Below are 12,776 nucleotides of genomic sequence, written 5' to 3'. Positions count from 1 at the left end.
AATTTATCCCTCTTCTTCCTGACTTCGAATATAAGTAATGTAATTCATGCAGTAATCGTCCTGCCCAGCGACTGCCAGTGACGCGTAAAGGGTGTTCTGTACGGATTCGCTGGCAATATTGATGATTGCGCTTTTTAGCCCCGCCTCTACTGCGGCTGCAAGAAACGCTGTATTAATATATCCTCGTTTTGGAAGTCCAAAGGAAATATTACTTAATCCGCAGGTAGTATTCATTTCAGGGTATTTTTTACTAATATACCGGATAGCCTCCAGAGTGTCCCGGGCACTTTTTCCATTGGTAGCCAAGGTTTCCACTAATACGTCCAAGTAAATCTTATCGTCCGCAATATCGTTTTCCCGAAGCTTGTTTGCTAATTTGTCCAGCTTCTCCAACTTTTCCTCCAGAGTATGAGGCATTCCCTCATCATCAATAGGAAGCCCGACAACGGCGGCGTTATATTCTTTCGCCAAGGGAATTATCTGGTCGAAGCGGCTGGTAATCGTGGTGGAATTGATGATTACTTCTCGGGTAGAAGCTGCGGGCAGCGCTTTAGCGATGACCTGTGTGTCGGTAGAATCCAGCATAATTCCACAATCGCAGTTTTCTTTTACCAGATGAATCAGCCACAGCATATTTTCCAATTCTTTATCCGCACACATTGCAGTGTTGATATCTAAAAAGTCGGCCCCGCAAGCATCCTGCTTTTTTATCAGTTCCTTTATATACCCTTCATTATGATTTTCCAGCGCCTTCATCGTCCGCGGAATAGAACTGTTGAGCTTTTCCCCTATAATAATCATTGCTCTCTTCTCCTTAACACATTAATTATACTGGTCACAATTTCCACCTTTTTTAAAGGTGTCATAATATAAAAACCATCCGCCTTCTCATATACCTGATCGATAAATCCCATGCTGAACTCCAAAGAAATCTTCCGGGTCTCTTCCGGCGATTTTTCCTTTAACTGATCTAAAATATGAGAAGGAATTTCTATTCCAGATACCTCGTTAATTAAAAACAGGGCGTTTTTATAACCAGCTACTGGTAATATTCCCGCTAAAATGGAGCAGCTCAGCGTTTCCTTCGCTAAAAGGTAATTGTCCACCGCCTGTCTGCTGAAAATCGGTTGGGTTAGTAAAATAGAAGCTCCCCGGTCAATTTTCTTTTTGGCGCGGGCAAGCTCCGAAGAAAAATTTTTTGCGTTTATATTTAACGCGCCGCCAATCGTAAAGGGAGAATCGACAAATACTTGTGAGTTCATACTATTGATATAAGCGATCAAATCAAAGGAATTAAAAGTAAATACTCCGGCGGTTTTCCGTTGATCTACCTGCATCAGCGGATCTCCGGTAACTACCAGCACCTTATTGATTCCTTCAAAAGCAGCCCCCAACAGCCCCGCTTTGATAGCGATATGGTTTTTATCCCGACAGGAAAGATGCGGCAAAACATCTATCCCTATTTCCCGCTTAACTCTGGCAGCGGTCATAATACTATCCGCCCGCACCCGGGAAAGAGGAGAATCTGCAAGAGTAATCATATCCGCATCGTAAAACTTCAGCTGCTCGGCCGCCTGGAGCAGCCAGCCGCAATCATAGTCTGCCGGAGGGTCCAGCTCCACCGCAATCAGTTTGCGGGAAGACGCGGGGCCGCCGGCGCCGGCCGTCTTTGCGGCCGGCACTGCAGCCAAAGGCTGCCCGCCGCTTTTTAAAGCGGCTCCGGCGGCCGGAGACTGCCGTAAACCGCTTTGTTTGATCTGTTGGATCGCAAGCCGGAGATGTTCAGGTGTGGTGCCGCAGCAACCGCCTACAATATCCACTCCGCAGGCATACATCTCCACTAGTTTTCCTGCAAAATACTGGGCGTTACTTTCAAATACCACCCTCCCGTTAATGGAAGATGGATATCCGGCATTAGGCATCGCGGACAAAATTTTTATTGTCGCGCCAACTTGCTTCATCAGATTGCAAAGGTGGCTGGGACCACACACACAGTTAAGCCCTATAGCGTCGATATCCTTATTTTCCGCGCTTTGAGCTAACAGGTCTTTATAATAATATCCCCGTTTAGAGTATCCATCCTGGGAAACGGCAAAGGATACAATGACAAACGCCTCCGGCAGTCTGCGCTTTATTTCAGCGATTGCTTTTATAATAGGAGTATACTCACCTAAGGTCTCAAACAAAAAATTTTCAGCGCCCAGGGAAATAAACTTTCTGACAATACGAAGATATTCCTGTTCCACATCATCGTTGTCCGTGCGGATATAGCCAATATCAGCAAACACCTGTATATCCGTGCCCCGCACCGCATCACAAGCAATCTCATACCCAGCCTGAATAACCTGATCTATCATATGCGTGTCATCGCACAGCAAATAATTCGCACCGAACGTATTCGTTTTAATTGCATCGCACCCCGCGGCGATATATTCTTTATGAATCGCCCGTACGCATTCCGGGTGATTTAAATTAGCAAATTCACAAGGTGCCTCATCGCTAGTACGGCTTAAATAGTAAGTGCCAAAGGCTCCGTCAAAGAATAAAGGCAGCTTTTTTTTGCTCAAATTTTTGTCCCCCTTACTGTGTTTGTGCTTTGAACAGTTTACCATAATTTTAAAAAAATTTCCATCTTTTTTAAATACCAGGGGTTGACACATACTACATAATGTAGTATATTGTTATTACTACACGATGTAGTAATGATAGGAGGTGCACATTCCTATGGCAAAATTTCAATCTCTTTCGGATTCTGAAATGGCAGTAATGAAGGTAATATGGCGCTCCCCGCATCCTGTAACTTCCAGCGAACTTTTAAAAGTATTCTCTGAGAGTAAAGGCTGGAAAAGTCAGACAATTTCCACTTTTCTTTCTCGTCTGACAGAAAAAGGCATGCTTAAGGTTGTAAAAAAGGGCGCGGCAAATTATTATCAGGTAGCGGTAACTCAAGAGGAATATCGTAAACAAGAAACCCAATCCTTTTTGGAAAATATTCATGGCGGTTCTGTCCAAAGCTTTATCGCTACCCTTTATGATTTAAATGATATTACCCCCGAGGACATTGAAGAGTTAAAACATTGGCTGGATAAGAGGTAATCCTATGAAATTATTCTTTTTTGAGCACTTGCTTCCTTTATCCTTTTCCGGAGCAGGCGTTGTATTTGTAATCTTGCTCTTACTCCCCCTCACCCGGAAAATGTTCAGCAATACCTGGCATTATTATCTTTGGTCGGTGCCTCTTGTCATCTTTGCCATCCCCTTTTCTTTGCCTGTAGAGGCGCTGTTATGGTGGAATAAAACAACCGGCTCTCCTGTATCGGAGGCCCTTCCGCCTATTATAATGCAGATGCAGGAACTAATGGAAGTTCCCTTGTCTTGCTCTGTGCGCCCGGTGATCGATGGCAGACAGCTGACTGCCTTTCTTTGGCTGGCAGGAGTCTTTCTATTTTTCGGATATAAGTTCTGGAGCTGGGCCCGTTTTTGCTATCAGCTGCGAAAAAACCGCCGTTGTTTCGATGATTCTCAAATCTTAGCTATTTTTGAGCAAGTCAAACAAACCAAGCATATCAAGCGTAAAATTCCTCTTTACTACAGTGATAAGGTAGGTACGCCTATGCTTATAGGTATTTTGTTTCCAAAGATTATCCTGCCCAAAGCCTCTTTGTCCCCGGAAGAGTTCACGATGGTATTTCTGCATGAATTAACTCACTATTCCCGCTGTGATCTGATATATAAGCTGGCGGCCCTTCTAGTGAACGGGTTTCATTGGTTTAACCCCTTGGCTTACGTTGCCGCCGGACAGATTAACCGGCTGTGCGAGCTGTCATGTGACGAGGCCTTGGTAAAAACTATGGACCCCCTCCAGCGCAAAGATTACGGCAAAGCAATCCTTAACGTTTTGCAGGAAACCAAAGTAAAAACGCCTTCTGTTTCCTCTTCTTTCAGTTTGGGGAAACAGGACTTGATACGGAGGTTACATTTGATTATGGATTTTAAAAAGACCAAAAAAATTATTTTAGCTGGTGGAATTTGCACTATCGTTTTGATCACTTTTGTAGGCGCATCCCTGTCTAGTGCTATTTCTCTCCAGTCTTCAAAGCCTGATAATCCGTCCCTTGTGGATCAAGCTTATGTTTCTGTTCCAGACCTTACCGGGATTTCTTTGGCAGAGGCACAAAAAGTTTTAAGCGATTTGGGATTAAAGCTGAATTATTCTGAAACTTCCGCCGGAGGAGTTACGGTAGCGATTTCACAGGAACCGGCAGCGGGCAGTCAGCTTTTGGCAGGGGGCGTGGTCAAAGCTTATTTTTCTGAACCTGAAGCCCAGCCTTCCCCGGAAACGCCCCCAATCGAACTTTATGACGGCGAGAAATTGGATATTTCCTTACTGATACCAGTATCCGGCCATGTATCCGCGCAGGTAAACGCTTATCCAGGCCATTCCGGAACGGATATTATAGCGCCGGAAGGAACAGATATCACAGCCGCCGCGGATGGCACCGTCATTTACAGCGATTTTACCACCGGCTACGGCAACTGTGTCATCCTGGACCATGGCAATGGTATTCGCACCGTTTACGGTCACTGCAAAGAACTGCTGGTTTCAGTGGATGACACGCCAGCGCAAGGAGAGGTCATCGCCACAGTGGGGAAAACTGGACTTGCTACGGGAAACCACTGTCATTTTGAACTCCGATATAACGATCAATATGTCGATCCTACCCCATATTTTAATTAATTCCTACAAATAAATTGCTAATTCTTTGTGAACAATTACAGATTTGTATTGATTTTCCAAAAGCAATCTCTTATAATAGTTAGGCGGTTAACAGTTAACCGCCTAACTATTTTTTTGTGTTTAAATGGAAATGATAGGAGTTGAGGCAGTTGGATAAGCTGGCTAAAATGATTACGCTGGATTGGGAAATCGCATGTCTCCATCGAAAATGCACCATGAAACTATTGACCGAACAAGATATTCATGGAGGTCAGCCTCCGATTTTACGCTCGTTATTAAAGCTTGGAAACTGCAGTCAGCGTGATTTAGCAAAAGATCTGCATTGTTCCCCCGCCTCTATCGCCGTCTCTATAAAACGGCTGGAAAAATCGGGAATGATAATGAAACAGGCAGATCAAAGCGACCTTAGGTATAACACTATCACTCTGACAGAAAAAGGCAAAAAAGCGGCTCTCACAGCAAAGGATATTTTAGACAAAGTTACAAAGCAGAAATTCAACGGTTTCTCCCCAGAAGAAATCGAAAAACTACAGGAATTTCTTGAACGAATGAAAAACAATTTAACTTCCTTGAAGGAAACTCTTTATGAATCGGAGGGAACTATGTGAAATACTTAATAGGGTATATTAAGCCCTATAAAAAATCGATCGGCTTGGCGGTATGCTTTATGTTATTGGATGTCATATGCGCCGTATTTGAGCCGACTTTGATGGCGAATATCGTAGGAAAAGGAATTGAGAGCGGTGATATTGCTTATATCATCCGTACTGGACTTTTAATGATTGGATTGGCGGCTATGGCGATTATCGCCGGTTTTGGAAATGCCAAAAACTCCGCTGCGGCAGGGGTTGGCTTTGCATCCAAGCTGCGGCAGGGATTGTTTACAAAAGTACAGTCTTTTTCATTTAAAAACATTGATGATTTTTCTACCGCATCCCTGTCTACCCGCCTTACCAACGACGTCACTATACTGCAAAATACTGTAATTATGGGAATGAGGGTAATGCTGCGGGCCCCGTTAATGTTTATCTTTGCCATTTTTATGGCCATCCGCTTAAATGGAGAGTTGGCAATTATCTTAGCTGTAATTATCCCTATTCTCATTATCTCCCTCTCCATTGTCATTTACCACGCCATGCCTATGTTCCAGAAAATGCAGGAGAAGGTCGACGGACTTAACAGCAGCGTTCAGGAAAATCTTACCAATGTCCGTGTGGTAAAATCCTTTGTACGGCAGGACTACGAAAAAGAAAAGTTTAAAAATTCCAATAACGCTTTGATGGACGCGTCGCTGCGCGCCATGAACGTTGTTATTGTCAACATGCCCTTGTTGATGCTGGTGATGAATGTTTCTATTCTTTGCGTAGTATGGCTTGGCGGTTCCCAGGTCATTAACGGACGTTTGGATGTGGCCTCTATGACCGCATTTATCAATTATATTTTCCAAATTTTGATGTCCCTCATGATGCTTTCTATGATGTTTGTTCTTCTTTCCCGCGCAAGCGCATCTTATCGGCGTGTATTAGAGGTTCTTAAAACAGAAGTGGATTTAACAGACAGTCAGCACGCCCAAAATGTCACCCACATTAAAGGGGATGTGGAATTTAAAAACGTCTGCTTTAAATATGACCGCTCCCATGAGGAGTATGTCTTAAAAAATATTAGTTTCACTGCTAAAGCTGGGCAAGTAGTTGCGATTATCGGCGGTACCGGCGCTGGGAAAAGTTCCTTGGTGCAGCTGCTTCCCAGGCTGTACGACGCTACGGAAGGCCAGGTGCTCATCGATGGAAGGGATGTCAAAGAGTATACTCTGCATTCCCTGCGGGATCAGGTGGGAATGGTTCTGCAAAAAAACACCTTGTTTTCCGGTACAATCCGTGACAATTTAAAATGGGGAAACATGGAAGCGACCGACGAACAAATTATCGAGGCTGCTAAGGCAGCCCAGGCCCATGAGTTTATTATGAGCTTTCCCAACGGATACGACACCTGGATAGAACAAGGAGGCGTCAATGTCTCCGGCGGACAAAAACAGCGTCTTTGTATCGCAAGGGCAATACTGAAAAAGCCTCCTATCCTGATTTTGGATGACAGCACCAGCGCAGTGGATACCGCAACAGAAGGAAAAATTCGCGGAGCGTTTGATTCTGTGCTCAAGGATACCACTACCTTTATTATCGCCCAGCGAATTAGCTCTGTGATGGATGCGGATGAAATTATCATTCTCAGCGATGGTAAAATTTCCGCTATCGGTACTCACGAGCAGCTGCTTGCCAACAATGAGGAATATCAGGAGATTTATTACTCCCAGCAGGAAAAGGAGGCGAGCGCATAATGGCAAATCAATCGACAATGGGCGGCGGCCACGGCCCGGGAAGAGCGCGGGCAATTCAAAAGCCAAAGGACTTTAAAGGTACTGTAAAGTTTGTATGGGGATATCTCAAGCAGCGCAAGGTTCTTCTGTTTTTAGCAGGCGCTATGGTGCTTATCAACATTGCCGCCTCTTTAGCCGGCACCTCCTATCTGCAGCCAATTATCGATAATTTTCTTGACCCTATTTACGGTAATCCTACTGTTGCCCAGCGGTTCGCAGGGCTGTTTCGCGGGATTATCACTTTGGGATGCATCTATCTGGTATCGGTTGCCGCTTCGTACCTCCAAAGCAGACTGATGGTAAGCGTTACCCAGCGTTCAATTAATACTTTGCGCCGGGATTTATTTGACCACCTGCAGGATCTATCCGTGCAGTATTACGATACCCATACCCATGGGGAGATGATGAGCCGATTTTCCAACGATGTGGACACCCTAAACGACGCTTTAAGCAACAGTCTTACCTCTCTATTTTCCAGTGCAATTACCTTGGGAGGAATTTTAGGAATCATGATCAGCAAAAGCTGGGTGCTCACCATCCTCACCTTAGCTATGACTCCGGTCATGTTTTTTATCGCTGGACGGCTGATGAAAGTCAGCAGCAAATTCTTTATCGCCCAGCAGTCCGACTTGGGTAGCGTAAACGGTTATGTGGAAGAGATGATCAGCGGACAGAAGGTTGTGAAGGTATTCTGCCATGAAGAGAATGCCATTGAGGAATTTAACCAGTTGAATGATCGGCTGTGCCAGACGGCAACCACAGCTCAAGGTTATTCCGGCTTAATGATGCCGGTAATGCAGAACATCAATAATGTAAACTACGCTTTAGTTGCGGTGATCGGCGGTATCCTTTCCATCTTCGGTTCTCTGAGCGTAGGCGCCCTGGTAGTATTCTTACAGCTTACCCGCCAGTTTGCCCGGCCGATTAACGAGGCCTCCAGTCAGTACAATGCGGTAATTACCGCTATGGCCGGAGCGGAACGCATTTATGAGGTAATGTGTGAACCGGCGGAAAAGGCGGACCCAGAAAATGCGGCCCAGCTGATACAGCAAGGCCGTGAATGTTATTGGCAAACCTACGATCAACAAGGCAATCCCGGTGAGAAAATCCCTGTACGCGGGGATGTTCGGTTTGAAAACGTTATATTTGGATATCGCCCGGATAAAACCATTTTGAAAAATATCTCCCTATATGCCAAGCCCGGACAGAAAATTGCTTTTGTGGGATCCACCGGCGCAGGAAAAACTACTATTATTAACCTGCTGACCCGGTTTTATGATATCAGCGAAGGTAAGATTACTATTGATGGGCTGGATATCCGCAATATCAAAAAAGACAGTCTGCGCCACGCAATGTCTGTCGTTCTTCAGGATACGCATCTGTTTACCGGCACCGTACGGGAAAATATTCGTTACGGACGGCTGGATGCCACCGACGATGAGGTTATCCAGGCCGCCAAGCTGGCAAGCGCTCATTCCTTTATCTGCCGTCTTCCCCACGGTTACGATACTATCATCGAAGGGGACGGCGCCAACCTAAGCCAGGGGCAGCGTCAGCTTCTTAATATCGCCAGAGCGGCGGTGGCCAATGCGCCTATTCTGATCCTGGATGAGGCTACCAGCTCGGTAGACACCCGTACTGAACGGCATATTGAACATGGCCTTGATCGGTTGATGAATGGCCGTACTACCTTTGTTATCGCTCATCGTTTATCTACTGTACGCAACTCTAACGCTATTATGGTAATGGAACAGGGCGAAATTATTGAACGCGGTACCCATGACGACTTATTGAAAGAAAAAGGCCGATACTATCAGCTTTATAAAGGAATCGTTGAATTGGATTGATCCGCAAGAAACGTAAAGCCCGCTGTGCCTTTGGCACAGCGGGCTTCTTTTCTTTCACTTTTCTCCCATAGACGCAAGTAGCCTTCAAAAATCTGAAGACTGCCGAAGCAACCGAGCGTCGCGTTTCTGTATCCGGTAATGGATAACCAGCATCACAGTTGTTATCAGCAGGACACAAACAGCCATTGGTATCCACGGATTAAAGGTAAGTCCTGCAACTAAAAAACCGACCAGGCTGATCCCCGCCACAACATTGGCATAAGGCAGCTGAGACATCACATGGTCTAAATGTACGCAGGACGCCCCCGCAGAGGACAGAATGGTAGTATCCGCCAGAGGGGAACAATGATCTCCGTAAACCGATCCTGCAAGAGTAGCGCCAAGGACCGCCGCAATGTGCTCCGGGGCTACCACCGCGCATACTGCGATAGAAGTGGGCAGCATAATCGCCATAGCGCCCCAGGATACGCCGGTGGTAAAGGCAATAAATGCGGAAAGCAGGAAGATAATCACTGGAAGGATAAATCCAGGAATATTGCCTGCAACCATACCAGCCACGAAACTGCCGGTACTAAGCACACCCTCACTGAGCACACTGGCAAATGTCCACGCCAAAATAAGCATGAAGATGGCGGAAACCATAGATTTTATTCCTTGCACAAATGCCTCAATAAACTGCTTAATCGTCATCAATTTCCGCGGCACAAATAAAAACAAGGTAAAAATTAAAGTCCCTGTCCCCGCATATACCAGGGAAATGGAAGAATCGCAGTTGGACAAAGCCGCCGCAGCGGGTACTCCGTCAAAAAATCCTCCGGTGTATAACATTGACAGCAGAGCTAAAGCTACAAGGACCACAATGGACAATATTAAATCCCATGCGGTCCCCTTGTCCGACACATCCAGAACCTCCATCTCATCATCTGGGGAATCCTGGGCACTGACAGCATCAGAACCTTGTTCCTGAGAGATTCGTTCAAACCTTGCCATAGGACCAAAATCTACATTTAACGTCGCCACTAACACTACCATCAGCAGTGTCAGCCACGCATAATAGTTAAACGGACAGGCGGACATAAACGCTCCCAGGCCCTGTTCTTTAAACCCATATTGCTGCAAGCTGGGATTAATCAGGGAAATTACCGTCGCCACCCAGCTGGAAACTGGAAACAAAATAGTCACCGGAGCCGCCGTACTATCGATAATATACGCCAGCTTTGCCCGGGAAATTTTATAGCGGTCGGTAATCGGGCGCATGACATTGCCTACAGTCAAAGCATTGAAATAGTCATCGATAAAGATGACACAGCCCAAGGCAAAAGTCGCCAGCTGCGCAGCTCGTTTGCTTTTTATCTTTGTAGTCGCCCATTTGGCGAATGCCTTCGATCCCCCGGCCGCAGTAAGTATTGCTACCAGTCCGCCCAGCATGGCCAGGAAAAACAGCAGCGCCAGGTTATCTCTGTTACTTGTAGCGCCCAGCATGGCGTTTACAGTTTCGTTTAATGGTCCTAAAACCGGATTTGTAATTTCAAGCGTCGCCAGGATGCTTGGTGGTGCGAAATTTACATAAATTGCATACCCAGAAATAATCCCTACCAACAGGGAACCAAATACTTCTTTGGTAGTAACCGCTAAGGTAATAGCGATTAGAGGCGGTATAATAGACAACCACCCGTATGCATGCTCCAACATAATGTCATCTTCTTTCACTTAAGAATGAAGTTATCCGGGACACGATGAAACCGGATAGAGCCATTGCAATTAAACGCGCTATCGTAGTAACAGGCGGGTATTTATAGTAAACAAATTATCAATACTAATAAAACTTCTGCCCCATTCAATTTGTTTTTCCATCCCCTACATTATCCACCTCCTTGAAACATTTAGGTAAGCCGATAGGGAGAACAAGCGGCAACCTGTTCTCCCTATGTAATTATAAAACCTCTTACGCTTCGTATACGGTTTTACCCATAAACAGTGTTTTCTCAACAACTGCAGTACCAATATCTTCCGGTTTAACTTCCAGAATATTCTTGTCTACTACAATCATGTCTGCATTCTTACCAACTTCAATAGAACCGCTGATGTCATCAACAAAGTTGGCATAAGCCTGGTTAATAGTAAAGCTGTCGATCATATCCTTGATGTCCGCGCGTTCTTCTGGCCACAGCGGCTCATGGAACTTCGGATCATCATAGTTAAATATCCAAGGATGATAGTTGTCAGGAGCGATACGGGTAACACCGATTTCGATACCAACAAATGGGTTGGGAACCGCAGTAATCGGATAATCGCTGGCATTAGCAACGATACAGCCTTCTTTGAAGAAGCAGTTTACCGGGAAGGTATGAGCGATACGGTCCATACCAGTATAAGTACCGTTTACAAAGTAGGTCTCATCGATCTGAGCCCAGTAGGAGTTGAGCATCGCTACAACACCCATGTCTTTGAAACGTTTTACATCTGCAGGATCAACCAGGAAGATGTGGGTGATACAATGTCTTGCGTCACGTTTTCCATTTTCTTTCTGAGCGTATTCAATCGCATCCAAGGACTGTTTTACCGCAGCGTCGCCTGCGCAGTGTACATGGATACCCATGCCAGCTTTATCGATTGCGGCTACACATTTATTCATGTTATCAGGATCCCAGATCTGGTCGCCTCTCCAGCCTTCCGGTCTGCCTTCCGCCTTCTCATATGGTTTAAGCAAGAAACCAGTCAGACTCTCCAGAACACCGTCCATAAATAATTTAACCGCACAGATTCTGAACAGATCGCCCTTATCATCGCGTTCTCTTGCATCAACAATTTCTTTTACCTGTTCCGGTCCGCGATGAGGATTCATCCAGTAAGCGCCTCTGAAATGCATGGTCAGCTTACCTTCTTTATCCAGCTCTTTCAGAGCTTCGATAGCGTTGCTGCCTGCGTTGAGCCAAGGATCATAAGCGCCGGTAAAGCCATATTTATGAGCCATTTCCTGGAAGGAAAGGATACCTTTTTTATAATCTTCTACTGTGTAGTCCGGCAGAGCGTCAAGGATCAAATCCTGCGCGCTTTCTCTGAAACAGCCGTGAGCGCTTCCGTCAGGATTTCTTTCAATACGTCCATTTTCCGGATCCGGAGTATCATTGGTTACGCCAGCCACTTCAATGGCTTTGGAGTTACACCACAAAGAGTGGAGGGTTTCCGCCTGCACAACGATGGGGATCTCAGTAGACACTGCATCCAGCGCTTCTTTACGAGGGCCGATCCCTGGGAAGCAAGCTTCCAGATAACCCTGACCGCGAAGCGCGGTGATGTTCGGATTGTCCGCTAAGAATTTCTTCATTGCATTTACATACTGTTCTTCGGTATCCATACCAGCAAGGTTGATACCTACTACAGTAGAAGTTGCTTTGGTGTAGTGAACATGGCCTTCAAAGAAAGAAGGCATTAACATTTTGCCGGCCAGGTCGGTTACTTGTGTATCCGGACCGATAAATGCCTCTACGCCGGCATTATCGCCTACATATACGATTTTTCCGCCAGCAATGGCTACAGCCTGTGCCATTGTACGATTTTTGTCTGCGGTATAGACGCAGCCATTCTTAAATACTAACTCAGCTTTCATAGTAACTGCCTTTCTCCAGCATGAATATTTTTTGCTATAACCATTGCTGCTGGTTCAATAGTTATTTAAAGTGTCCCATTATTTATCTACTGACTGCGTTATCACGGCGTCATACCGTCTCTGCGCTGCCAGAAAATCCACAAACCTAAGTACACTTATTCAAAGGGGTTGATGCCGGCGGCGGTGGGTGGCCGCCGCCTTGCATCA

The 12,776-nt window shown here is 45.7% G+C and carries 9 protein-coding genes; 5 read left to right on the top strand and 4 right to left on the bottom strand.

The features are described 5' to 3' along the window. Positions 1–3 precede the first annotated feature (3 nt). Both H8705_RS00740 and H8705_RS00735 read right to left on the bottom strand, forming a co-directional pair. Positions 4–801 (bottom strand): dihydropteroate synthase, encoded by a 798-nt coding sequence (locus H8705_RS00740; RefSeq protein WP_262393965.1) that lies wholly within the window; start codon positions 799–801, stop codon positions 4–6. Next, positions 798–2,567 (bottom strand): bifunctional homocysteine S-methyltransferase/methylenetetrahydrofolate reductase, encoded by a 1,770-nt coding sequence (locus tag H8705_RS00735; RefSeq protein ID WP_262393964.1) that lies wholly within the window; start codon positions 2,565–2,567, stop codon positions 798–800. Before H8705_RS00735 ends, H8705_RS00740 begins: the two co-directional genes overlap by 4 nt. Before the next feature lie 157 nt (positions 2,568–2,724). Here H8705_RS00735 and H8705_RS00730 point away from each other — a divergent pair, with 157 nt between their 5' ends. The 5 genes from H8705_RS00730 (at position 2,725) to H8705_RS00710 (ending at position 8,959) form a co-directional block, all read left to right on the top strand. After that, positions 2,725–3,096, top strand: coding sequence for a BlaI/MecI/CopY family transcriptional regulator (locus tag H8705_RS00730; protein WP_262393963.1), 372 nt, complete (start codon positions 2,725–2,727; stop codon positions 3,094–3,096). A gap of 4 nt (positions 3,097–3,100) precedes the next feature. Next, complete coding sequence (locus H8705_RS00725; protein ID WP_262393962.1) at positions 3,101–4,738, top strand: M23/M56 family metallopeptidase; 1,638 nt, start codon at positions 3,101–3,103, stop codon at positions 4,736–4,738. 149 nt (positions 4,739–4,887) lie between these two features. Next, a complete protein-coding gene (locus H8705_RS00720; RefSeq protein WP_262393961.1) occupies positions 4,888–5,346 on the top strand; it encodes a MarR family winged helix-turn-helix transcriptional regulator in 459 nt (152 codons plus the stop codon). Next, a complete protein-coding gene (locus H8705_RS00715) occupies positions 5,343–7,073 on the top strand; it encodes an ABC transporter ATP-binding protein (protein ID WP_262393960.1) in 1,731 nt (576 codons plus the stop codon). The genes H8705_RS00720 and H8705_RS00715 overlap by 4 nt, the downstream gene beginning before the upstream one ends. Next, entirely contained in the window at positions 7,073–8,959 is a 1,887-nt protein-coding gene (locus H8705_RS00710; RefSeq protein ID WP_262393959.1) for an ABC transporter ATP-binding protein, read from the top strand. Before H8705_RS00715 ends, H8705_RS00710 begins: the two co-directional genes overlap by 1 nt. Before the next feature lie 84 nt (positions 8,960–9,043). On the opposite strand, the gene H8705_RS00705 is transcribed toward H8705_RS00710, so the two are convergent. Together H8705_RS00705 and H8705_RS00700 are read right to left on the bottom strand one after the other, a co-directional pair. Continuing rightward, complete coding sequence (locus tag H8705_RS00705; RefSeq protein ID WP_262393958.1) at positions 9,044–10,651, bottom strand: Na+/H+ antiporter NhaC family protein; 1,608 nt, start codon at positions 10,649–10,651, stop codon at positions 9,044–9,046. Positions 10,652–10,904: 253 nt separating this feature from the next. Beyond that, on the bottom strand, positions 10,905–12,569 hold the full coding sequence (locus H8705_RS00700) for an amidohydrolase (protein ID WP_262393957.1): 1,665 nt from the start codon (positions 12,567–12,569) through the stop codon (positions 10,905–10,907). Positions 12,570–12,776 lie beyond the last annotated feature (207 nt).

This window comes from Youxingia wuxianensis (assembly GCF_014385085.1).
Lineage (GTDB): Bacteria > Bacillota > Clostridia > Oscillospirales > Ruminococcaceae > Youxingia > Youxingia wuxianensis.
The sequence above is the reverse complement of the archived record's forward strand: the minus strand, read 5'-3'. Positions and strand labels throughout refer to the sequence as shown.